General features: G+C 44.6%; 24 protein-coding genes. 22 read left to right on the forward strand and 2 right to left on the reverse strand.

Translation table 11 applies throughout. The features are described 5' to 3' along the window. Positions 1-104: 104 nt before the first annotated feature. Complete coding sequence (locus IE039_RS06260; protein WP_189428919.1) at positions 105-1,448, reverse strand: MFS transporter; 1,344 nt, start codon at positions 1,446-1,448, stop codon at positions 105-107. 345 nt (positions 1,449-1,793) lie between these two features. Here IE039_RS06260 and IE039_RS06265 point away from each other — a divergent pair, with 345 nt between their 5' ends. From IE039_RS06265 to IE039_RS06325, 14 genes are all read left to right on the forward strand, one after another. Continuing rightward, a complete protein-coding gene (locus IE039_RS06265) occupies positions 1,794-2,774 on the forward strand; it encodes a hypothetical protein (protein WP_189428920.1) in 981 nt (326 codons plus the stop codon). A gap of 113 nt (positions 2,775-2,887) precedes the next feature. Next, entirely contained in the window at positions 2,888-3,211 is a 324-nt protein-coding gene (locus IE039_RS08405) for an SNARE-associated domain-containing protein (protein WP_010006118.1), read from the forward strand. Beyond that, positions 3,193-3,537 (forward strand): VTT domain-containing protein, encoded by a 345-nt coding sequence (locus IE039_RS08410; protein ID WP_229782845.1) that lies wholly within the window; start codon positions 3,193-3,195, stop codon positions 3,535-3,537. Before IE039_RS08405 ends, IE039_RS08410 begins: the two co-directional genes overlap by 19 nt. A gap of 207 nt (positions 3,538-3,744) precedes the next feature. Then, the gene (folB, locus tag IE039_RS06275; RefSeq protein ID WP_010006116.1) at positions 3,745-4,131 is read left to right on the forward strand and encodes a dihydroneopterin aldolase; all 387 of its coding nucleotides are present in this window, start codon (positions 3,745-3,747) and stop codon (positions 4,129-4,131) included. After that, on the forward strand, positions 4,128-4,628 hold the full coding sequence (gene folK / locus IE039_RS06280; protein WP_010006115.1) for a 2-amino-4-hydroxy-6-hydroxymethyldihydropteridine diphosphokinase: 501 nt from the start codon (positions 4,128-4,130) through the stop codon (positions 4,626-4,628). The genes folB and folK overlap by 4 nt, the downstream gene beginning before the upstream one ends. Then, positions 4,615-5,190 carry a GTP cyclohydrolase I gene (folE, locus tag IE039_RS06285; protein ID WP_010006113.1) on the forward strand — a complete coding sequence of 192 codons (576 nt, stop codon included), beginning with the start codon at positions 4,615-4,617 and terminating at the stop codon, positions 5,188-5,190. Before folK ends, folE begins: the two co-directional genes overlap by 14 nt. Positions 5,191-5,194: 4 nt before the next feature. Continuing rightward, positions 5,195-6,463: a bifunctional folylpolyglutamate synthase/dihydrofolate synthase gene (locus IE039_RS06290; protein WP_146977204.1), complete on the forward strand. Its 1,269-nt coding sequence runs from the start codon at positions 5,195-5,197 to the stop codon at positions 6,461-6,463. After that, entirely contained in the window at positions 6,460-7,059 is a 600-nt protein-coding gene (locus IE039_RS06295; RefSeq protein ID WP_010003110.1) for a non-canonical purine NTP pyrophosphatase, read from the forward strand. The genes IE039_RS06290 and IE039_RS06295 overlap by 4 nt, the downstream gene beginning before the upstream one ends. After that, positions 7,049-8,116, forward strand: a complete 1,068-nt coding sequence (gene folP / locus IE039_RS06300) for a dihydropteroate synthase (protein ID WP_189428921.1) — start codon at positions 7,049-7,051, stop codon at positions 8,114-8,116. Before IE039_RS06295 ends, folP begins: the two co-directional genes overlap by 11 nt. 193 nt (positions 8,117-8,309) lie before the next feature. Then, positions 8,310-9,212, forward strand: a complete 903-nt coding sequence (locus tag IE039_RS06305; RefSeq protein WP_189428922.1) for an ABC transporter ATP-binding protein — start codon at positions 8,310-8,312, stop codon at positions 9,210-9,212. Continuing rightward, positions 9,202-10,062 carry a hypothetical protein gene (locus IE039_RS06310; RefSeq protein ID WP_189428923.1) on the forward strand — a complete coding sequence of 287 codons (861 nt, stop codon included), beginning with the start codon at positions 9,202-9,204 and terminating at the stop codon, positions 10,060-10,062. The genes IE039_RS06305 and IE039_RS06310 overlap by 11 nt, the downstream gene beginning before the upstream one ends. After that, positions 10,046-10,810, forward strand: coding sequence for an efflux permease Rv1217c-related protein (locus IE039_RS06315; RefSeq protein WP_189428924.1), 765 nt, complete (start codon positions 10,046-10,048; stop codon positions 10,808-10,810). Before IE039_RS06310 ends, IE039_RS06315 begins: the two co-directional genes overlap by 17 nt. A gap of 120 nt (positions 10,811-10,930) precedes the next feature. Next, entirely contained in the window at positions 10,931-13,126 is a 2,196-nt protein-coding gene (locus IE039_RS06320; RefSeq protein WP_189428925.1) for a Tex family protein, read from the forward strand. Then, on the forward strand, positions 13,123-13,695 hold the full coding sequence (locus IE039_RS06325; RefSeq protein WP_010004064.1) for a GNAT family N-acetyltransferase: 573 nt from the start codon (positions 13,123-13,125) through the stop codon (positions 13,693-13,695). The genes IE039_RS06320 and IE039_RS06325 overlap by 4 nt, the downstream gene beginning before the upstream one ends. A 25-nt stretch (positions 13,696-13,720) precedes the next feature. Here the strand turns inward: IE039_RS06325 and IE039_RS06330 are convergent, their stop codons facing one another. Then, on the reverse strand, positions 13,721-14,605 hold the full coding sequence (locus IE039_RS06330; protein WP_010004063.1) for a YitT family protein: 885 nt from the start codon (positions 14,603-14,605) through the stop codon (positions 13,721-13,723). A gap of 110 nt (positions 14,606-14,715) precedes the next feature. On the opposite strand from IE039_RS06330, the gene IE039_RS06335 reads away from it, so the two are divergent. From IE039_RS06335 to IE039_RS06370, 8 genes are read left to right on the forward strand one after another with little or no spacing between them, the layout of a single operon-like run. Beyond that, positions 14,716-15,198, forward strand: a complete 483-nt coding sequence (locus IE039_RS06335; protein ID WP_010004061.1) for a hypothetical protein — start codon at positions 14,716-14,718, stop codon at positions 15,196-15,198. A 24-nt stretch (positions 15,199-15,222) separates the two neighbouring features. After that, positions 15,223-16,026, forward strand: coding sequence for a bifunctional hydroxymethylpyrimidine kinase/phosphomethylpyrimidine kinase (locus tag IE039_RS06340; RefSeq protein ID WP_010004060.1), 804 nt, complete (start codon positions 15,223-15,225; stop codon positions 16,024-16,026). Then, complete coding sequence (locus IE039_RS06345) at positions 16,023-16,526, forward strand: ECF transporter S component (RefSeq protein ID WP_010004059.1); 504 nt, start codon at positions 16,023-16,025, stop codon at positions 16,524-16,526. The genes IE039_RS06340 and IE039_RS06345 overlap by 4 nt, the downstream gene beginning before the upstream one ends. A 55-nt stretch (positions 16,527-16,581) precedes the next feature. After that, on the forward strand, positions 16,582-17,775 hold the full coding sequence (locus IE039_RS06350) for an isochorismate synthase (RefSeq protein ID WP_189428926.1): 1,194 nt from the start codon (positions 16,582-16,584) through the stop codon (positions 17,773-17,775). Continuing rightward, the gene (gene menD / locus IE039_RS06355) at positions 17,765-19,390 is read left to right on the forward strand and encodes a 2-succinyl-5-enolpyruvyl-6-hydroxy-3-cyclohexene-1-carboxylic-acid synthase (RefSeq protein WP_010004057.1); all 1,626 of its coding nucleotides are present in this window, start codon (positions 17,765-17,767) and stop codon (positions 19,388-19,390) included. The genes IE039_RS06350 and menD overlap by 11 nt, the downstream gene beginning before the upstream one ends. Beyond that, positions 19,383-20,201 carry a 2-succinyl-6-hydroxy-2,4-cyclohexadiene-1-carboxylate synthase gene (gene menH, locus IE039_RS06360; protein WP_010004056.1) on the forward strand — a complete coding sequence of 273 codons (819 nt, stop codon included), beginning with the start codon at positions 19,383-19,385 and terminating at the stop codon, positions 20,199-20,201. Before menD ends, menH begins: the two co-directional genes overlap by 8 nt. Further along, positions 20,188-21,276 (forward strand): o-succinylbenzoate synthase, encoded by a 1,089-nt coding sequence (gene menC / locus IE039_RS06365; RefSeq protein ID WP_010004055.1) that lies wholly within the window; start codon positions 20,188-20,190, stop codon positions 21,274-21,276. The genes menH and menC overlap by 14 nt, the downstream gene beginning before the upstream one ends. Before the next feature lie 30 nt (positions 21,277-21,306). Beyond that, on the forward strand, positions 21,307-22,491 hold the full coding sequence (locus IE039_RS06370) for an iron-containing alcohol dehydrogenase (RefSeq protein WP_010004054.1): 1,185 nt from the start codon (positions 21,307-21,309) through the stop codon (positions 22,489-22,491). The last annotated feature ends 5 nt before the right edge of the window (positions 22,492-22,496 follow it).

Below are 22,496 nucleotides of genomic sequence, written 5' to 3' on the forward strand. Positions count from 1 at the left end.
TTAATTTGTTTTGAAATTTTAGTCATAAATAAAACCCCGAAAGTTGCTTTAACTTTCGGGGTACACCACAATTGTGTGCCTTTTTTATGTGGTGTTGTGTCGGTTTAGCGTGCTGATTTAAAGTAAAAAATGAGTAGGCCAAAAATTAGTAGGGATAAACTAATTGCCAGCAAATTAAACCAACCAAATCCAATTAAGACGCCGCCGTGTGATTGGAAGAGCGCTGCCACGGTGGTCCCTAAAGCACCCATAAACATTTGTGTTGATTGAATAATAGCTGTCGCATCAGATTTTACCGCATCAGCTTGTTCAGCAATTGCAGCGGTTTGTGCATTTGTATACGACATATTTCGGCCAAGAATAAACAAGATATAGAGCACAATCACTAAAATGAGACTTAACTGTTTCGTCAAAATAGTCAACACGATAACCGTGATGGTGAAAACACTATGACCGATATATATCGGCGTTTTAGCACCGGTTTTGTCATACATACGACCAAATAAGGGGTTAAAAAAGGCGCCTAACAGGGTACCTGGTAATAAAGCAAACCCTGCCCAGAAACTTGACGTGTGTTGAACATTTTGAAGATAGGTTGGGATAATTAAATTTAACCCTAACATGACAAACATATACAACGAAATCGCAATTAATAAGGCGGTAAATTTTAATTGTGTCAGCAGTTTCAAGTTTAGGAATACTTTTTGTGAGGTATTGCTACGCCGAATAAAAGCCAGCAGCATGATGACGGCTAAACTTAAATAGGCCCAATTCAAAGTGCCAGATTCAAGTTTATTGACCACTAGTAAGGCTGCCGTTAGCGACACAGCGAGGAGCGCGAAAGCCACAGCGTCAAATGATTTGGTGATGGGTGGCTGTTTAATTTTACCAATCGTCCACCAACCCAGTAGTAAAGAGACGAATGGTGCGATTAATAGAATAAAGAAAATAGACCGCCAACCCAAAATTTCAACTAAGGCACCGCCGTAAGTAGGACCAAATGATGGTGCCAACCCAATCACGAGTGAGGCGAGCCCCATATAGGTACCAACGTGTTGCGCTGGTACGACATCAACAACATAGTTGAAGACTAACGGCATGGCAATGCCGGCAGCAATGCCTTCTAAAATACGACCGATCAAAAGCCATGTAAGTGTTGGGGCAAAACCACTGAGCAGCGTGCCAATCAGGAAAATGAACACACTGCTCAACCATAGCCACCGACTATTAAAACGCTTAATTAAAAAAGCACTGGTGGTGATCATAATCGTGACGGCTAAGAGATAAAGTGTTGTCACCCACTGAATCATATTTAAGTCGCGATTAAATTCTTGTGATAGCACCGTAAAGGTGACATTCATGGCGGTTTCAGCCATAATACCTGAGAAGGCGACGACTGATAGGGCGACAATCGCCAAAAGTTCTTTTAACGCTACTTTTTCTGTCATGCATAAACTCCTTAAAAAAGCTGACGTGTCTTTCCAGACATGCCAGCTTTGCAATACGATCAATTGCGCTGATTAAAATTGAATTACAATTCATTTAGTCTATAATGAATTTTCTGGCATGTCAAGTGATTAGTGACAATTTGGCACGATATATTATTAGAATAATTTTTTATTAGTCAGTATGCAGTATAGCATTAAAAATTATTAAATCTTAGTTTATGAGACACTGTCTCATGATACGATCATAATAGTAGAAATTTAAAAAGTGTGACAGAAACAATGAAATTAAATAAAATTTGGTTGCTGATGGCGTTATCAGTAGGTGTGGGGAGTGTTTTTTTCATCATGAAGACGACACAAGCAACGCGTGGCTTTAAACCAGTACCAGCTGCTCAACTTGATCAACGGCTTAAAAGTCAATATCCTGAATTTTATAAAACAATTGCCAATAACAAAGGGACGTTAACAGCTAATCATTTAATTGGTGTACCTGGATTAGGGGGCGCACGTTCTGTTGGGCAGACAAAGCAATGGCAATATACAACGAATATGACGCCGCAAAGCCTTACGTTAAATGACAAATATATCTTTGTGAGTGCTTATGATCACACGAAACAATTAAATTCGGTGTTGTTTGTGATTGACCGCAAAACCCATCAGCAAATTAAAACAATTGCCTTAGCAACACGGGCTCATGTTGGTGGGATTACGATTGACGATCGCACGCAAACCCTATATCTATCGGATGATAGTCAAGGCGTGACAAAATTAGGGCGCATTCAAATTAGTAAACTGGTTAAGTCCAAAAAAGATCAAATTTTGACGCAATTTGATGATGTCATCACGTTGGCAGATATCAAAACTGCGGCGACAATTGAATACTACCAAGATGCCATTTGGGTTGGCACATTTAGCGCTAACAAAAATGGACTGATTCAACGTTTTCCCATTAATCGCAGGACCAATACGTTGCTGACTGATCCAGACGGACAAGCACCAACGGGTAACCTGAATCGTGATACCAAGCTTCAAACAGCAAACGGCCACATTCAAGGCATCAATTTCTATCATGGAAATTTATATATTACTTTTTCCTATGGTAAGCAGCCCGCTGTTATGATGCGTTATCAGTATGATGCGACAACCAATGAGTTTACCTATGCTGGGACGATGGCGCAATTGCCACCTTATTTAGAAGGCATTGATTTTCAAGGGGATAATATTTGGCTTATTTTTGAATCCGGCGCCAAAGCTTACCGCAAGAAAACACCAATCATCGTTGACCGAATTTTACAAACCGATATTTCAAATTTTGAGTTTAAGTGATAAAAAGTGTCTTTGCTGACAAAATATCAGAATTTAATCAGGAAATAATCAAGCGTCACACGCAACATCAGTCTATACTTGAGAGAAACCTAACATAAAAAGGATATCAACACATGTTAACAGGGATTATTTCAAGTTTACTCAATTTTAATGTCTACTTGCCGCAACTGGCACACCAAAATCCAATCTTGGTTTATGGGATTTTATTTGCCTTAATCTTTATTGAAACAGGGCTGGTAATCTTGCCGTTTTTACCAGGTGATTCCATCTTATTTTTAGTCGGATCATTGTCGACGTTATCGTTTAATGGCCTGAACTTTTTGCTGTTAGTGGTATTGTTAGTGCCGGCAGCAATTCTGGGTGATTTTGTGAATTTTGAAATTGGGGAACATTTTGGGCCTGTCCTGTCTTCGAGTCGTTGGGGGGGGCTAAGTTAATCAGCCGTGACAAAATGGAAAAGTCGCAAAACTTTTTTGATAAACATGGTGCCAGTGCCATTATTTTGGCACGTTTTACGCCAATCGTCCGAACGTTCATCCCATTTTTGGCCGGTATGAGTCATATGCAATATGCTAAATTTGCCCGTTATAATGCGGTGGGTGGAGCAAGTTGGATTGTTTTGATGTTGTTAGCGGGGGCCTTATTCGGGGCCATTCCGCTAGTCAAACAAAAATTTGAATTGATTACGGTGGGGATTGTGTTCATCTCAATTTTGCCAATGATGGTGTCGACGCTACGCAATAAAACTAAACAACAAGGCTAAGCCAGTAACGCTCAAAATCGTCGTGGGAACACAGCATTGAGCGTTTTTTATTGCCTATAACCATAGATCGATGCATGACAGCAGTGAGATTCGTCTTGTCAGTAGATGATTTATGGTACAATGTTTTAAGATTGGTAAAAAATAAATGATCAGCATGTACGCATAATCGTAGTAAAATATCATCACGATGTGCTAAGGAGACGAACGATGGGAATGATTCATTTGCCGAATATGCGGTTTTATACCTATAACGGCGTATTCGATGAAGAAAAGAAATTAGGCCAACAAATTGCAGTGGATGTCACGGCCCATTATCCAATTGAAACGGCGGTGAAGGATGATGATTTAAGCACAACGATTTCATATGTTGATGTCTATCAGCGGGTTGAAGCCATTGTAACAACCAGCCAATTCAATTTGATGGAAAGTCTAGCCAATGCGCTATTAGTGGCATTGTTAACCCAATTTCCACAAGTTGATAAAATTGACGTTGCTGTTCATAAGGATTATATTCCATTGCCTGGTATCTATGATCCGTTTATCATTCAAGTCAGTGGCACACAAACTGACCTATCGAAGTGGGCTGAAGCATGACGCGGGCTTATTTGAGTATGGGGGCCAATATTGGTGATCGGTTAGGCAATCTACAACGTGGGGTGCAATTGTTGCACGCCATGCCAGCCATTACCGTGACGGCTGTCTCCCAAGTCTATGAAACCCAACCAGTTGGTGGCGTGGTCCAAGATGATTTTTATAACATTGCGGTCCGATTAGAAACAACTTTGTCAGCACCAGAACTGTTGGCCAGCCTACATGTGATTGAACAACAACTCAAACGTGTCCGCGAAATTCATTGGGGACCACGTACCATTGACCTCGATATTTTAGTGTTCGGGGATGAAGTCTGGTCAGACGATGTCTTGACCATTCCGCACCGTGAAATGGCAAACCGACGTTTTGTCTTGCAACCACTTTTAGATGTGATTGCAGCGGATCGTCGACATGAAATTGAACGATTATTAGCTAGCACGACCGACACCAATTGGGTGCGCGTTGTGACTGGTGCGAGAGTAGAATATGAAAACATTTAATAACGAACAAATTTTGAAACTGCAAACAGGCGTCACCGATTTATTGGCAGCAATTGGCGATGATCCAGACCGTTCAGGCGTTATTGAGACCCCTGAACGTGTCGTGAAAGCACATGCCGAAATCTTTGCCCATACCGGTGAAACGCAATTTTCCGACTATAAATTATTTGACACCACACAAGATGCTGACATGGTCGTTGTCGAAGGCATCCCGTTTTATTCAATGTGTGAGCATCATCTATTACCTTTTTTTGGCACTGTTGATGTGGCCTATGTACCGGATGGTGAAATTATTGGGTTGAGTAAGGTGCCACGTTTAGTAGATTGGGCGAGCCGTCGCCCAAGTGTGCAAGAAAATTTGACCTATTTGATTGCGGATGAAATGCAACGCATTGTACATCCCAAAGGGTTGGCCGTTAACGTCACAGCGCGCCATATGTGCATGGAAATGCGTGGCATTAATCAACCAGGGACGCAAACCAATACGTCAATTTATCGTGATTTATTAAAAACCGATACCTTTTTGCGGGATAGTTTTGCCCGTCGGGTCAGTCAGCGTTAATCAGATGACTTATCAAACCATTCAACAACAATTAGATAAAGGCTGGCGGGTGTTTGATCCCAACCGGTTAACATTTTTACGCCAAGTGCTACAATGGGTCGGGCAACCAGATCAAGATTTGACGATTATTCAAATCGCTGGGACCAATGGAAAGGGCTCAACTGGGGCGATGTTGCGCGAAGTCTTACGCGCACATGGTGAAACAGTGGGGCATTTTGCCAGTCCAGCGGTGTTTAACGACCGTGAACAAATTTGGTTAAACGGCCAGTTCGTGACCGAGACGGCTTGGGTGACAGCTTATCACCAATTGCTACAGGCTTTAGTTGCTCATGACCGGACGATTGATGACTTGTCTTATTTTGAAGTGTGGACGATTGTAGCCCTGTTGGTGTTCCAAGCTGAACACGTGACTTATGCCATTTTGGAAGCTGGTTTGGGTGGGCGTGATGATGCGACACACATGGTGGGACAAGCTGCCGTAGTCGCCTACACCGAAATTGGTTTGGATCATCAAAATATTTTAGGCCAAACACTGGCTGAAATTGCACAAAATAAAGCTGATCTCATCACGCCTGGTGCGTTAGTTGTCAGCGATTTAGCACAACCAGCTGAAGTATTAACCATTTTAAAAACGACTACCCAGGCGAAACAAGCTACTTGGGCTGCGCAGCCAGTGACAGTGACGGTGCGCCAGGATACACCAGCTGGTTTAGCCGTGTCAGTCGCTGGGGAACATTACCAACTTGGTTTAGTGGGGGCCTTTCAACGTCGTAATCTCAGCGTGGTCTGGCAAATTCTAGCGGCACTAGAGCAGCGGGATCAGGTGATGTTTGATGTGGCAGCCCGGCGTCGCGGGCTAGCACAGGCGCAAATGTTAGGGCGCATGCAAGTCGACCAAACGCGACATATTTTATGGGATGGCGCCCATAATGAAGATGCCGCACAAGGCCTCGTGGCATCATTGACAAACTGGGCATTACCGGAGCGGCCAATCTTGGTCCTTGGGGTGTTAGCGGATAAAAACTACCACCAAATGCTTACTATTTTATTACCCTTGGTTTCAGCGGTGATCACGGTCACGCCAAACAATCCGCGCGCGTTATCGGCCACAGCATTGGCTGAAGCCGTTCAAGCGATTGATGCCAACTTGCCTGTGACGGCTTTGGACAAAGATCCCTTAACGTATGCCATGGCACAACGCACATCACCAAGTCAATATATTGTGGTGGCGGGTTCATTTTATACGTTAAATGCAGTTGGAGGTTTTTCATGATTAATCAGTTTGTGATTGCATCAAATAATTCGGCAAAAACCCGCGAAATTGTGGCTGTTTTTGCCACATTGGGTATGACTGCTGTGAATTATCGCGAACTGATGCCAGAAAAAACATTTCCGGCAGAAACAACGGATGATCAATTTGAGAATGCGTTGGTTAAAGCACGGTTTATCCAGCAATTTTTACCTGATGAATTCATTTTAGCTGATGATACAGGGGCTTTTTTTGCGGCCTTCCCTGATAAATTCGGCCTAACGATTGCCCGAGATTTTAAAGCAATGGGCTTTCAATCGATGCAAGAAGAGGATGATTATTTACTCGGCTTATACGAGCCAGGCATGGATCGCGGGGCCTATTTGGCGGCATTGTTTGTTTTGCTTACGCCGACAGGGGCCGTTTATCAGAGTACTGGTCGTGGTGGTGTAACCCTTGCGTTAGCACCACGGGGAACTTATTCAGCTGGTTTTGATACATTATTTGAAGCTGAAAATGGCTTGACGTTGGCTGAGATGCCAATGGCCGAGCGCGTACATTATTCGCATCGTGGACGCGCAGCAAAACAGTTATTGGAGAAAATTGGGCATGTATTTTGAACAAATCACAATAGAAAATCCGGTGTTAGCACAAATGGCTGTGCGCGGGGAAGGGGCTGCTTGGCGAATCACTGCTGCCGATCAACAGTGTTTGGCTGAATACAGTGCGATCCCGTTAACCGCAGATACGTACTGGCTGAGTCGCGGTGCGATTGTCGCGTTGCATGAACGTACTGCTAGTCCTGAATTACAACAGTGGTTAGTCGCGATTGATCATCTTTGGGTCGTGAATGGTAAAACCTTGCATGATGCTGATGGTATTATCTATGGTGTGTTAAATGTTAGTCCGGAATCATTTTACAACGGGGTCCAAGTCGCGGATGTTGATACGATGGTTGCCCGAGCCGGTGAGATGTTAGCCAAAGGGGCAGATGTGATTGAAGTTGGTGGGCAAACGACCAAGCCAGGCTTTGAAGCAGCGGGTCTTGAATTAACACCAACTGCAGAAAGTGATCGCATTGCACCAGTTATCACAGGTATTAAGACGCAATATCCTGACGCTGTGATTGCCGCAGATACCTATAAATATGACGTTATGGTCCGCGCCGTTGCTTTAGGCGTTGATATTATCAATGATGTGAATGGTTTTTTGGACGATCCGCGGAAAGTACCATTTCTGGCAGATCATCAGGTTGGGCTGTTAACGATGTGGAATCCACGTGGCGAAACTGTCGTGAACTTACAAGCGGAAATGCATGCGTGGTTTGAAGATAACTTAGCGCAATTAACTGCGGCAGGCATTGCGCGACAACGTATTGCGTTAGATCCAGGAGTGGGTTACGCGAAAAACTCTGATGTTGCGCAGGATTTGGCGATGATGAATACCATTGGTCATTTACAAGATCTGCAACGGCCAGTTATGACTGCCGTTTCTAATAAAGGTTGGGCCAAGTTTTTATTGGGGTTGCCAAAGTTGGCGCGTGCGGATGTGTCATTGGTGGCGGCAACAGAAATGTTTCAGCGTGGTGCACGCATTTTACGTGTGCATGATGTACAATCAGCCAAGCAAATGACCCAAGTGGTGCGTGCGATTGCGCAAAGTTTTTGGCAAAAATAGTATCATTTTTAACTTGTTATCGTTTGGAAAATGAGGTATACTACTAATGACCAACTGGGTAGTATCTATCTACCTACCCGCCAGTAACATGAATTTGTTACTGGCGTTTTTTTATGGCCTTTTTTCTTGCAAACATGTGGTGAAAGGCGCAAAAGGAAGCCATATTATAGTGAAAATTTGGAGTGAGCTGCTGATGGCAAATGACGTTTTACAGGTGCAAAACTTGGACAAGTTTTTTGGTCGGTTTCATGTTTTAAAGCAAGTCACATTTACGATTCACCAAGGTGAGGTATTTGCTTTACTGGGGCCTAATGGCGCGGGGAAATCAACCCTGATTCGTACTATTTTGGGATTATTAAAACCAAAATCTGGGCAAGTGACGTTAAATGGCCACAATGCCTTAACAGATATTGTGGCCACCCATCAACGGATTGCTTACGTGCCAGGGGATGTTTATTTGTGGCCCAATTTAACCAGCGGTGAAATTATTGATCTGTTGTTGCGGATGGGCGGTCACGACCATACGGCCAAAACAGATGCGTTGATTAAAAAGTTTGCGCTTGACCCAACCAAAAAAGCACGCACTTACTCGAAAGGTAATCGCCAAAAGGTGGCGTTAATTGCCGCATTTTCAGCCGATGTCGACTTGTATATTTTTGACGAACCAACCAGTGGATTAGATCCCTTACAAGCGCTTAATTTTCAGTCGGAAGTATTGGCGCTGAAAGCAGCCAATAAAGCGGTGTTATTAAGTTCTCATATTTTAGATGAAGTTGAAAAAACAGCGGATCAAATTGCGATTATTCGACAGGGCGAAATTATTGAAACTGGTGAATTACAAGATTTGCAGCATATCGCCAACCTCAATGTGTTAGCGATTGTCACCAAAGACGCCACTGGATTGGCCACGATGTCTGGGGTGACGAACTTGAAACAAGACGGTCAGCGTTTGACTTTTACTGTCTCGCACGATGGGTTAGCGGTAGTGACTCAACAATTGGCACAATTTGGTTTAAAAGATTTACGCATAACGCCACCAACTTTAGAAGAAATCTTTTTGACTTACTATCAGGATGGGACAGCGCATGAACAATAAGCTTGCAAAGACCACTCAGTTGGCGTGGTTTTACCTCAAAAAAGATTGGCTGATCTTGACCCTTTGCCTTTGGTTCGTGATTGTTGGGGGCTTGAATTTGGTCATTGCCGCCATTTATAACCAGATTTATGGGACACCTGCGCAAGTACAAAGTATTGTGACAACGTTAAAAACGCCGGCAATGATCGCACTTTTTGGCTTATTACCACCATTAAAGACGTATACGACCTTTGATATTGCAGTAGGGGAAATGTTATTATTTACCATCATGATGATGGTGGTGATGAATTTTCAACTAGTCATTAAAAATACACGCGCCGAGGAAGAAAAAGGCGTCAATGAGCTGTTACGTAGTCTCGCCGTGGGTAAATTCGCCCAACCGATGGCCGTCTTAATTGAAGTGATGAGCATCAATGTGGCGATTGCTTTAACTGGTCTATCCTATCGGGTGTTAAATGGGGCTACCTGGCCGGCGACACTGTTATTTGTAGCGGGATTATTGAGTAGTGGCTTATTGTTTATGAGTATTGGGCTGCTGACCGCACAGCTTGCACGGCAGTCACGATTGGCGACCGCCATGGGGTATTTGATTTTTGGTGTAATGTTTGTTGGGCGCATGGTGACAGACACCGTCAAGCCGCAACTCACTTGGTTATCACCGTTAGGTTGGGTGGAAAAGAGCCAAATTGGCGCGACAAACAATTGGCTACCCGTGATATTATTGGTATGTTTAAGCCTCGTGATCATTGGTGGGAGTCTGTGGTTGTTAGCGACGCGCGATTTGGGGACAGGTCGTCAGTATCAGTGCTGGACCCGCGACGGCACCCAAATCTTTGCGTGGTTGGCTTAGCTTACAAGTGCGTTTAGAACGGACCAGTTTTGTGATTTGGTTACTGGGATTGAGCGCTTTGGGGATGAGTTATGGCGCCATTTTTCATCAAATTAAACAACTAGCGGCCGACAACGCTGTCTTAAAAAATTTATTGGGCGCGTCAAAAATGACGCAACTTGGTGATCAAATTGTGCTGGTCTTCATGCACACCATTTTAATTATGCCAGTCACGGTTGCCAGTATCGCTGGGCTCATTGCCATGGGTCGCTTTAAGCGGGATTTAGAAAATGGCACGATTGATTTAATTAGTGCGCATGCCATTAGCCGATTACGCCTATGTGTCGGCTATGTTGGCAGTGGGGTGCTGTTCACATTAGGCGCATGGCTTGTTGCTATTTACAGTATGTTTGTAGCTCAAGCGATTGTGATGCCAACGCCCATTACGATTGCCAAATTTAACGCGGTGGCAGTTAATGCGTTCCCGATTTTGCTCTTTTTTGTCGGTTTAGCGGCAATTTTGTTGGGGTGGTTGCCAAAGTGGTATCGATTGGTTTATTTGGTCCTAGGGCTTAACTTTTATATGCTGTATTTAGGCAAAATGCTCAAAATGCCAGCATGGTTGATTCAAGTTATGCCGAGCTCATGGGTTGCACAAGCACCGCTATCGGCAATTGATTGGGGATCATGGGTCGTCGTATTAACACTTGCCTTGGCGTTGATTGGGTTAGGCTATCTCGGTTATCGTCAAGGAGATTTACGTGATTAAACATGTCACAACTTGAAAATAGAATCGATTTGATTGGCTTGGGTAACTTACGATAGAATGAAAGGTGTTGTCTGATCATGAGATGAGACAATAGCGAAAAGAGAGTAACGGAATTTAAACATGACAGAATTAGTTTTGACCGAGTTATCAGCAACAGCACTTGCAGCGCGTGTTGCAGCAAGCGTAGGCTTGCCGCAAAAGCAAACCCAAGCAACTTTGACGTTATTAAATGATGGGGCAACGGTGCCTTTCATTGCACGTTATCGTAAGGAAATGACCGGCGAATTAGACGAAGTGCAAATTCGTGACATTCAAGCAGCTGCTAAAAAAGTGCAGGATTTGGTGGATCGTCAGCATACGGTGTTAAAGGCGATTTATGAACAACAACAATTAAATCCACAATTGCAGGCAGCTATTCAAGCCGCAACAACACTACAAGCAGTGGAAGATTTATATTTGCCTTATAAGCAAAAGCGGCGGACAAAAGCTATGATTGCGCGAGAAATGGGCTTACAACCGCTAGCTGACCGCGTGATGGCAGACCTGACGGCACCAATCAACTACGCTGAATTTATCAATGATGATTTACCAACAGTCACGGCTGTGCAAGCTGGTTTACATGAAATTTTAGCTGAACAAATTGGTGAAAACGCGACCTACCGAAAGTGGCTGCGGACACGCATGCAACGCGATGGTATTTTATTGGCTATGCTAAAGCGTGGTGGCCGTGAAAAAGACCCACAAGAAGTTTATGGGCAATACTATGCGTTTAGTGAACCTATCAAGACACTGACTAACAATCAGTTCCGTATTTTAGCTGTCAATCGTGGGGAAAAGGATGGCGTGCTGTCTGTTAAAATTGATTTTCCTGAAGCACGTATGTATCACTTTATGCAAACGACAATACGTCAGGGACAAGCAACAGATGGTGAAGGTTTTCAGGTGCTCCAACGCGCGATTGAAGATGCCTACAAGCGCTTTATTCAACCTGCGGTTGAACGTGAAGTGCGTCAAACCTTAACGCAGGGGGCCCAAGCACAGGCAATTCAAGTTTTCGGTCAGAATTTGTATCACTTACTTATGCAAGCGCCGTTAAAGGGGCAAGTGGTAATGGGTTTTGATCCAGGTTTCCGAACGGGTTCTAAGCTGGCCATCATTGACGCGCAAGGTAAATTCCTGAAAAAGCAAGTGATTTATCCGCATAAACCCGCCAATGCCCAACAACGGGCAGATGCGGCCAAAATATTTAAGACATTGGTGACAACGTTTAATGTACAATTAGTCGCTATTGGTAATGGGACAGCATCCCGTGAATCAGAAGAATTTGTGGCGGCGAATTTACCACAAGGGGTAAAATATGCCATTGTGAACGAAGCAGGTGCGTCAGTCTATTCAGCATCGGATGCCGCGCGTCAAGAGTTTCCTGATTTGCACGTGGAAGAACGATCAGCGATTTCCATTGGTCGGCGTATTCAGGATCCACTGGCTGAACTGATTAAAATTGATCCAAAATCCGTCGGGGTTGGTCAATATCAACATGATTTGAATACGAAAGCTTTGGATGAACAAGTTGACGCAGTGGTCGAGACAGCTGTTAACCAAGTGGGGGTCAACTTAAATACTGCAAGTGCGGCGCTTTTAACCCACATTGCAGGTTTGAACCAAACGTTAGCACAAAATATTGTTGCTTATCGTGAGGCTAATGGTGAGTTTAAGTCCCGCGTGGCGTTGAAAAAAGTGCCACGCTTGGGAGCAAAGGCGTACGAACAAGCAGCTGGTTTCTTACGAATAGTATCAGGTGATAATGTGTTGGATAATACAGATATTCACCCAGAAAGTTATGCCGCCGCTCAGGCGTTGTTGGCGTTAGCCCAAGTATCCCATAATGAGTTAACCACACCAGCGGCTAATCAAAAGTTACACCAGTTAGATACGATGGCAACAGCTAATCAATTAGGTATTGGGGTACAAACGCTGCATGACATTGTTGAAAGTTTACAAAAACCAGGCCGTGATGGGCGATCAGAAATGGTGGGCGCCTTGTTAAAGTCAGATATTTTACATATTGATGACTTAAAGCCCGGCATGAAGTTGCAAGGCACGGTGCGCAATGTCGTTGATTTTGGGGCTTTTGTCGACCTTGGCGTCAAGCATGATGGGTTGGTGCACATTTCTCGGCTAGCGAAACACCGTGTTAAAACACCGGCCGATATTGTGGCTGTTGGGGATATTGTCGATGTTTGGGTAGTTGAAATTGATACAAAACGCCAACGTATTGGTTTAACGATGATTCAACCGGAGGAAAGTACTGCATGATAATTCGCGCTGCAACGCAAGCTGATCAAGAGGCAATTTTACAATTAGAACAAACAATTTTTGATGCCATGGATTTGGCGATTTATGATGAATTAAGTGTGGCTGATGTGCAGGCAGCCTGGCGCTTGGCTGTGACACAATCAGATCAGTCGCGTTATCACTTCCGGCGCGCTTTGGTGGCACAAGATGATGCCGGTCAGGTCATTGGGGTTTTGTTTGGTTATCCAGATACTGATGAACCCGTGCTAGACACCGCAATGCAAACTGTTTTAGCTGACCAGTATAGTTATCATCGGTGGTTATTTGAAGATTCTGAAGTCTTTGAGAACGAATGGTATATTGATTCTGTCGTTGTCACGTCTTCAGCACGTGGTCAAGGTGTCGGTCAGGCGCTGCTGAAAGCCGCCGAAACGCGAGCACGACAAGAAGATCGCCATGTGATTGGTTTAAATGTCGATGATTCAAATCCTGACGCAATGGCGCTGTACCAACGTTTAGGGTTTGTGCCGACAGGAGACTTAATGATTGAATCGCACCACTATACACATATGCAAAAAAACCTAATCTAAAAAAGGATGCCATTGGCATCCTTTTTTAGAAGAAAAAATATTTTTTCTTTGGGCGTAGATAAGAGAAACCTTCGCCTAATTGTTCTTGCGCTGTGAAGATTGAAACAAACGCTTTTGGATCAATTTCTTCAATAATATGTTGAACTGTGTTGACTTCAGAAGGGTCGACAACAGCGTAGACAACGCGTTGTTCGCGGTGAGAATAACCCCCCTCAGATTTTAACAAACTAGTCCCACGTTCTAATTCTGCCATAATGGCATGTGAAATCTCTTCTGGATAGTCTGTGAAAATCATAAATGACCGAGCCGTATAAGCGCCTTGCTGCGTGAGTGCTAGGACTTGAGCAAAAACGAACGAGGCGATTAAGGTATACATCATGTGCACAATATCAATGTAGATCAAGGACAAAAGTAGGACTACTGCATCTAATGCAAACATGGTTCGGCCAATTTGAATGCCAAATTTTTGTTCCATAATGCGTGCAACAACATCTGTCCCGCCGGATGTGCCACCAAAGCGGAAAACAATTCCTAGACCAGCACCGGCAACGATACCGGCAATCAAACCAGCGATTAGCATATCTTGATTCAGAGCTGGTGGTGTCGGAAACACTTGCCAGATATAGAGCCAAATTGACAGTGATGTAATCCCCCAAATGGTATAGATCAGGGCACGCCGACCGAGAATACGGTAGCCAATAAAGAGCAATGGAATATTTAAGATAAAGGTTGTATAAGCCGGATTCCAATTGAATAGGGCTTTTAAAATCAAAGTGATCCCAGATATACCACCCTCAGCCAAACGGTTGGGGATGTTCACATTGATTAGTCCCCAGCCGTAGAGGCCGGTACCAACGGCAATCATAATCACATCTTTGATTGAGATACGTTCTAAATTTGTTTTGAGCATACGTGATTTTTCTCCTCAAAGGCACTAATCTAATCTTATCATAAAATCAGTTAGCAGAAGCAGAATGATAGTTATTCTATGTTATAATAGAGAACAATGAGAGGTAAGGTATGACAGATTACGATTATCATCGCCCTAAATTTAAGAAACAAGGCCATCCTATTCGCAATTTTTTCATTGTGTTAGCCGGCCTTGTTGTGATTAGTTTAGGTGTGTTTCTCTATATCACCTATTCAACATCACAAAGTACGTCGACGCGGATTCAAACGCAGACGCAATCTAGCAAAACGATTGATGAAACGATTGATTCGACAACAGGTAGTGCCGCCAGTCAATCTTCGAGTCAGCAACATTCAGCTGCATCATCAAGTAGTAGTCAGGCAACGCAAAGTTCAAGTGCTTCAAGCAGCCAAAATGATAGTATTAAAGAGTCAGCGCAACTTAAAGGGAAGGCAATTAGTGAGGCAATTGCTTGGGCAAAAGCGCATGGCCGTTATTATTCATGGTCGATTACGTCCGGTGGTAACAATGCGGTTGTGACGGCCGTGACCGATGATGGGCGCAATATTAATTTTGTCGCCTCAGCACCATAAAAATTAAGTAAAGAAGTTTAGGCTATGCCCCACAAAATTTTAACAATCGCTGGTTCCGATACCCTTGCAGGTGGCGGACTTCAAGCGGATTTAGCAACATTTTCCAACTATAACTTTTTTGGCCTAAGTGTGACCACAAGTATTGTGACGGTGACACCAGATGACTTTCAAATTTTCCCGCTTGATTTAGCAGTGATTGCGGCACAATTAGAATCAGCTTTAGCGCTTGATGATATTATTGCTGTTAAGATTGGCTTATTGCCAACCCCTGATATTGTTCGCCTTGTTGCCAAATATCTACGGGATGTTAATATCCCGATTATTGTTGATCCGGTGATGGTATTTAAGGAAACCACGCAAGTCGAGACAAAAGATATTGTGGCTTGTTTAATCGATCAGGTCGTGCCGTTAGCAACGGTGGTGACACCCAATCTACGTGAAGCTGAAATTTTAACCGGCCAAACCATTACTTCGCGGGCGGATATGGTGCAAGCGGCGCAACGACTGGTGGCGCTTGGCGCACAAAATGTTTTATTAAAAGGTGGGACCTTGTTGGCCGGCGATGAGGCGGTTGATGTGTTATATGATGGGACAACAGCGACATTTTTGACGCAAGCGAAAATTCCGGAAGCTAAGATGTACCATAATGGCGCCGGTTGTACCTTATCAGCTAGTTTAGCAGCAAATCTTGGTCAAACGGCTGATGTTTTAGCCGCCGCACAAGATGCGAAAGAATTTGTCTGGTATGGGATTAAGTCTGGTGTCGATTTAAATCACACTTTTGATGTTGGAAATGTCTGGCAAGGCGCACGGAGGGCCGAAAAATGAAAGAAGCACAACACACAAAGCACTTGGCAATTTTGGCGGTGATTATTGCCTTTAATGTCGCCTTATCTTATATCGTTAAAATTCCCGTACCAGCAACAAACGGTTTTGTGAATTTAGTTGAAGCGGGTATTTTTATTGCGGCACTATTAGGTGGTGCACGAAGTGGGATGATTGTTGGCGGTTTGAGTGGGTTGTTGCTTGACTTGCTTGCTGGTTATCCGCAATGGATGATTTTTTCATTAGTGATTCATGGCCTTGAAGGCTATGTTGTTGGGTACTTTGGTTATCAAAAGCGCGTCTCAAGTCAGGTTGTTGGCTTGATTTTAGGGTCAGTGATTATGGTCGTGGGTTATGTGTTAGCTGGGGCCTTGCTTTATAATTGGGCTGCCGGCGTGGCTTCCATCATTGGTAATATTGCTCAAGCGGTTATGGGCTTGATTGTTGCATTAGTTTTGATGCCAGTCTTTAAGCGCATGCCACAAGTGAATTTAAAAAATTAAACATAAAGCGACGGGTTCTGCCTGTTGCTTTTTCATGTGAAGAGGTAGCAATATGATGACATATCACGAAACGCGCGCGTTGGCTCAAAGCGACTTACAGCAACTCTATGTGGCACTTGAAACAACTGAATTTGGCGCTTACTTTGCGACACCCACTGATGATACTTTACGTTTTGGCATTGGCGCAATCGCTACGGCAAAAACGGCTCAGGCATTACAAGGTGCGGTTGTTTTTGGTGCGCAGTCATTTGATGAGCAAGAGTACCCGCAGTCTGAATTGATGGCGGGTTTTTGGTTTGTCCCCGAAGTGATGGTGACCATCGCGGCAGATAAAATCACGTTCGGATCAGATACCGTATCTGATTTTACGACGTGGCTGGCGCAGTTCGTGCCAAAACAGCCAAATACGGTGACCACTAGTCATGTGACAGATGAAGTGGATTGGATCGAACGGACAGAGAATTTGATTGATACCTTAGCCATCGATCAAGCCTTAGCCAAAGTCGTTTTTGGTCGGCAACAGACCCTGCAGTTATCCGACACGTTACGACTGGCACAAATTATTCGTGCGTTAGCTGAGCAGGCGAATACGTATCATGTGGTTTTAAAGAGACATGATGAATTGTTTATATCAGCAACACCGGAACGATTAGTGGCTATGTCAGATGGTCAGCTCGCTACGGCGGCTGTCGCTGGGACAAGCCGGCGCGGGACGGATGGCGCTGACGATATCGCGTTAGGCGAAGCGTTGTTAGCCAGTCAGAAAAACCGCATTGAACATCAATATGTCGTGGCAAGTATCACGACACGCTTGCAAGACGTGACGACGTCGCTAAAGGTGCCGGCAACGCCAACTTTACTCAAAAATAAGCAAGTTCAGCATCTGTACACACCAATTACAGGGGACATTGCGGCACATTTAAGTGTGACCGCGATTGTTGACCGCTTACATCCAACACCAGCACTGGGTGGCGTCCCACATGAAGCGGCCCTGCATTATATTGCGACCCATGAGAAGACACCTCGTGGCTTGTTTGCCGGTCCTATTGGCTATTTTACCGCAGATAATAGTGGGGAATTTGTGGTTGGTATCCGTGCCATGTATGTGAATCAAACGCAGCGACGAGCAACTTTATTTGCTGGTGCCGGGATTGTGGCTGACTCCGATGCGCAACAAGAATATGAAGAAACTGGGTTGAAATTTGAACCCATGCGGCAATTGTTAAAGGACTACAATCATGTCGAATGAAACGTTAACAAAAAATACGAAACATTTGTTACAGGCGCTTTTTCAAAGTGGGGTGCGGCATTTTGTGGTCTCACCGGGCTCACGATCAACGCCCATTGCTTTACTGCTGGCTGAATTTGCCCATCAACAAGATCAACTGCAGCTATATATTGATGTCGATGAACGGTCAGCAGGCTTTTTTGCTTTAGGGATTGCCAAAACGTTACAGCAACCCGTCGCTTTGCTAGGCACTTCTGGCACCGCAATTACAGAATACACGCCAGCGATAGCAGAGGCTGCTATTTCACATATTCCCTTAATCATTTTGTCAACGGATCGACCAGCTGAACTGCAACAAAATGGCGCACCGCAAACATTGTCACAACAGCGTCTATTTGGTGACTTGACGAAGCAATATCTTGAAGTCACGTTACAAGATCCACATTCGGATGTGACCGCTTATATTGATTTTATGGTCCAAAAGATGGTGCATCGCATCGTATCTGCGCCGCAAGGCCCATTACAAATTAATTTGCCCTTACGGAAACCACTGATGCCAGTACTTCATGATCCGGAACCGATTATCATTGCGCCGGTTGATTTTGAGACACCGACACCACACTTTGCCCCACAACAACTGGCTTATCAACGGGTCGTGATTTTAGCCGGTCCGAATGAGGGGCCATCTTATCAACAAGCATTGGCCCAATTTTCTCGTGCTAATCATGTGCCTGTGATTGCGGATGTGTTGAGTCGGGCGCGTACCCCAGAAACAATTTATGGGATTGATGCTTTAATTAAAGCGGGCAAACTGGCAACGATGCCCAAACCAGACCTTGTCATCCGTTTTGGGGCAACGCCTGTTTCGGCCAGTGTGCTGCAATGGTTACGCCAAGAAAATATTCCCGTTTGGCATGTTGATGAACAGGCTGGTACCGACCATTCAAGGCATATTTCACGCGCGATTGCGCAAACACCGCATGCATTTTTAAGTGATGTGACAGTTGCTAATCAGCCAACGTTTTATGCCCAGTGGCAAACACTCAATCAAGTGCCACGCCACCCAATTGGTGAACTCGCAGTACCACACGTATTGGATCAATTTGTTGCGCCCCAAACGCCAATTTTTGTGGCTAATAGTATGGCGATTCGTGATATGGATGATGTCTTTACTGGGCAAAGGACGCAACAAATTTATGCTAACCGTGGTGCCAATGGCATTGATGGGGTTGTGTCAACGGCAATGGGGATGAGTAGCACCACGCCACAGCGCAGTGTGCTACTCACCGGTGATTTGACCTTATTCCATGACATGAATGGCTTGATGATGGCCCGACAATATCAATTGCCGATTGATATTATTGTGGTCAATAATGATGGTGGGGCGATTTTCTCATTTTTGCCACAAGCGGCTGAACCAGATTATTTTGACTTATTGTTTGGGACACCGTTAGGCTTGGATATGGTAAAAATTGCCGCTTTATATGAGATGCCCTTTGTTGATTTGACGACACCTGACGATTTAGAAAAGGTGCTGGCACAACCGGTCAACGGACCGCGTCTTATCGCCTACACGAGTGATCGGCAGGCCAATGTGGTGGCCCATCACCGCTTTATAGGTGAGCCAGATGACTGAGCAAGTGGTCAACATTGCGGGTTATCCGTACCAGGTGACCTATCAAGAAAATTCTTCAACTCAGGATAAGTGGCTGCTATTACATGGTTTTATGGGCTCGCGGCATGATTTTGATCAGTTAATCTCGGCATTACCCGGGACCGTGTTGGCAATTGATTTATTAGGTTTTGGCGCTAGTGCACCTGAGGTGACGCGCGTTGAACGCTTTACAATGGCGAACCAAATCGCTGATTTGCAAGCGATTTTGATCGCTTATGATTGGGAAAAAGTGCATGTATTCGGCTATTCAATGGGCGGACGTTTGGCTTTGGGATTTGCGATTGCACACCCTGAACAGGTGGCGAGCTTAATCCTAGAAAGTGCGACAGCTGGGCTCCCAACTGCTGCCGATCGTGTGGCACGACGGCAAGCAGATGCGGCAAAAGCGGCGCATATCAGACAAGATTTTCCGAGTTTTGTGACAGCCTGGGAAGCAATCCCATTATTTGCTTCGCAACAACAATTACCAGCGCACCAACAACAGCAAATGCGACAACAACGGCTGCAACAACGACCTGAAAATGTGGCGCAGTCACTGATTGGTATGGGTACCGGGGCCCAACCGAACCTCTGGCCAAAATTGGCAGAGGTGACGGTCAAAACCTTACTGATCGTTGGCGAAAAAGATGTTAAATTTAACCATTTAGCTGATAAAATGTTACAACAATTGCCAAATGCACAAAAGGCTGTGATTGCTGATGCGGGACATAACGTGCATTTTGAACAACCAAACCAAGTGATTGCGAGGTTAAAAGCCCATGTATCACGTTGAAAAAATGGTCACTTGGCCAATTCAATTAACTTTAAACCAACCATTTACAACAGCGCACGGCATCACCACAATCCGACCGCTCACACTGGTGCAATTGACCGTTTATGATGACACGACAGCGCAAACGGCTATAGGGTATGGCGAAATTCAATCGTTTGCGGATTATCATTATGCATTAGAAACGCAAAAAACCAGTCAAGATATTGTCGAGACTTTAATCAAACCTGTGATTGGTACTTGGCAATTTACCTCACCGAGTGATTTTGCTGCGCAGCTGGCGCGGGTGACTCCCTTTGGGTCGTTTGCGAAAGCGGGCGTTGAAATGGCTGTTTGGGATGCAGTTGGTAAGCTCACTCAGCAGTCGTTGCAGCAAATGTTGGGGGGCGTCAAACCGGAAGTCCCAGTTGGGATAGCACTTGGAATGCCAGTAACGGACCAAGCCATTCGTACAGCCATACAGCAAGGATATCGACGGATTAAATTAAAAATTGATGGTCGACAAACGGATCTACCAGCGTTAATGAACGTGTTAGCGCGCTATCCCGAGCAACAGTTTTCGCTGGATGCCAACAGCAGTTTTAATCCTGAAACGGCTATGCAATTAAAGGCACTTCCTGCTAATGTCTTGTTTGTAGAACAACCCTTTGGCGAACACGATTTTACCCAGCATGCTGCGTTGCAACGCCAAATGAAACAACCGCTGAGTTTGGATGAAAGCGTGAACAACCTAGCTGACGTGGCAACCAACATTGCCTTACATGCTGCTTCAGCAGTTACGATTAAGCAAGGGAAAATTGGTGGGATTACAGCTGCTGTCACCGCGATTAAATTATTACACCAAGCAGGCTTTCAACCATGGATTGGTGGGATGTTAAGCAGTAATTTAGGACGTGGGGTTGATTTAGCCTTAGCGAGTTTACCAGAAATCAGCATCCCCGGTGATATTTCTGCTAGTTCACGCTATTTCACTTCAGATATCACGACGGCGGATTTGCAGGTGCGCCAAGGTTTGATGACCGTGCCAACTGCACCGGGGATTGGCCTAACCCTAAAAGATAGCCAAATTATGGTATGATATTACAGTAGAAAGAAGGGTATAGTTCATATGAATAATTTTAACTTCCAGAACAAAACGGCGATCCGTTTTGGGAAAAATGTGATTGACACCGAATTACATGATGCAGTGGCTCAATTCGGTCAACGTGTATTACTCGTATTTGGTGGTGGGTCAATTAAGCAATCTGGCTTGTATGACCGCGTACGGGCCGCCTTAACGGATTTGGAAGTTGTCGAATTATCAGGCATTGCACCTAATCCGAAAATTGATTCTGTTCGTGTCGGGCAAGATTTGGTAAAAACACATGATATTGATGTGGTTTTGGCGGTCGGTGGTGGTTCGGTGATTGATGCGGCTAAAGTCATTGCGTCATCAAAATTTTATGATGCGGATCCATGGGATTTGGTCGTTGATTCATCAAAGCGTTATGAAATTGCCCAATTACCTGTGGTAGATATTTTGACTTTGTCAGCTACAGGAACAGAAATGAACGTCGGGTCGGTTATTTCAAATCCCGAAACCAACCAAAAGCTAGGCACTGGTGGTCCAAACTCACCAGCCGTATCTTTCTTGGATCCAACGTTGACATTTTCTGTGTCACCATGGCAAACAGCCGCTGGGGCGATTGATATTTTCAGTCATTTGACGGAACAATATTTTGACCAAACACCAAACGATGTGACATCAGGGATGATGGCAGGATTGTATCGGGCAGTAATCAAAAATGCGCCCATCGCGTTGGCTAATCCCAATGATTATGACGCGCGGGCAGCTTTAATGTGGGCCTCAACAATGGCATTGAATGGCTTAGTTGACGTGGGGAACACGAATGGTTGGACTGTTCATCCTATTGAACACGAATTATCGGCTTATTATGACATTACGCACGGCGTTGGCTTAGGAATTATGACACCACGTTGGATGCAACGGAGTTTGTCAGCAGAAACGCAACCACGTTTTGCCCAATTTGGTCGTGAGGTCTGGGGATTGACCGGTGATGATGCAACAGTTGCGCAAGGGGCCATTCAAGCCACATTTGATTGGATTAAGTCATTGAATGTACCAACAACTTTGCCAGGTGTCGGGATCACGGATGATACCCATTTTGACGCGATGGCCAATAGTGCTGTGACAGTTGGCCATCTTGATCAAGCGGCTTATGTAACGCTACAACCGCAAGATGTCGTGGCGTTATTCCAGGCAGCGATGACAGATGACGGCTTTGTCAAGTAACACTT

This window comes from Leuconostoc lactis KCTC 3528 = DSM 20202 (assembly GCF_014651235.1).
Classification (GTDB): domain Bacteria; phylum Bacillota; class Bacilli; order Lactobacillales; family Lactobacillaceae; genus Leuconostoc; species Leuconostoc lactis.

Bases quoted from the DNA above. Each gene is read 5' to 3' on its own strand.
- IE039_RS06260 (WP_189428919.1), bottom strand. From the start codon at position 1,448: ATGACAGAAAAAGTAGCGTTAAAAGAACTTTTGGCGATTGTCGCCCTA.
- IE039_RS06265 (WP_189428920.1), top strand. From the start codon at position 1,794: ATGAAGACGACACAAGCAACGCGTGGCTTTAAACCAGTACCAGCTGCT.
- IE039_RS08405 (WP_010006118.1), top strand. From the start codon at position 2,888: ATGTTAACAGGGATTATTTCAAGTTTACTCAATTTTAATGTCTACTTG.
- folB (WP_010006116.1), top strand. From the start codon at position 3,745: ATGGGAATGATTCATTTGCCGAATATGCGGTTTTATACCTATAACGGC.
- folK (WP_010006115.1), top strand. From the start codon at position 4,128: ATGACGCGGGCTTATTTGAGTATGGGGGCCAATATTGGTGATCGGTTA.
- folE (WP_010006113.1), top strand. From the start codon at position 4,615: ATGAAAACATTTAATAACGAACAAATTTTGAAACTGCAAACAGGCGTC.
- IE039_RS06290 (WP_146977204.1), top strand. From the start codon at position 5,195: ATGACTTATCAAACCATTCAACAACAATTAGATAAAGGCTGGCGGGTG.
- IE039_RS06295 (WP_010003110.1), top strand. From the start codon at position 6,460: ATGATTAATCAGTTTGTGATTGCATCAAATAATTCGGCAAAAACCCGC.
- folP (WP_189428921.1), top strand. From the start codon at position 7,049: ATGTATTTTGAACAAATCACAATAGAAAATCCGGTGTTAGCACAAATG.
- IE039_RS06305 (WP_189428922.1), top strand. From the start codon at position 8,310: ATGGCAAATGACGTTTTACAGGTGCAAAACTTGGACAAGTTTTTTGGT.
- IE039_RS06310 (WP_189428923.1), top strand. From the start codon at position 9,202: ATGAACAATAAGCTTGCAAAGACCACTCAGTTGGCGTGGTTTTACCTC.
- IE039_RS06320 (WP_189428925.1), top strand. From the start codon at position 10,931: ATGACAGAATTAGTTTTGACCGAGTTATCAGCAACAGCACTTGCAGCG.
- IE039_RS06325 (WP_010004064.1), top strand. From the start codon at position 13,123: ATGATAATTCGCGCTGCAACGCAAGCTGATCAAGAGGCAATTTTACAA.
- IE039_RS06330 (WP_010004063.1), bottom strand. From the start codon at position 14,605: ATGCTCAAAACAAATTTAGAACGTATCTCAATCAAAGATGTGATTATG.
- IE039_RS06335 (WP_010004061.1), top strand. From the start codon at position 14,716: ATGACAGATTACGATTATCATCGCCCTAAATTTAAGAAACAAGGCCAT.
- IE039_RS06340 (WP_010004060.1), top strand. From the start codon at position 15,223: ATGCCCCACAAAATTTTAACAATCGCTGGTTCCGATACCCTTGCAGGT.
- IE039_RS06345 (WP_010004059.1), top strand. From the start codon at position 16,023: ATGAAAGAAGCACAACACACAAAGCACTTGGCAATTTTGGCGGTGATT.
- IE039_RS06350 (WP_189428926.1), top strand. From the start codon at position 16,582: ATGACATATCACGAAACGCGCGCGTTGGCTCAAAGCGACTTACAGCAA.
- menD (WP_010004057.1), top strand. From the start codon at position 17,765: ATGTCGAATGAAACGTTAACAAAAAATACGAAACATTTGTTACAGGCG.
- menH (WP_010004056.1), top strand. From the start codon at position 19,383: ATGACTGAGCAAGTGGTCAACATTGCGGGTTATCCGTACCAGGTGACC.
- menC (WP_010004055.1), top strand. From the start codon at position 20,188: ATGTATCACGTTGAAAAAATGGTCACTTGGCCAATTCAATTAACTTTA.
- IE039_RS06370 (WP_010004054.1), top strand. From the start codon at position 21,307: ATGAATAATTTTAACTTCCAGAACAAAACGGCGATCCGTTTTGGGAAA.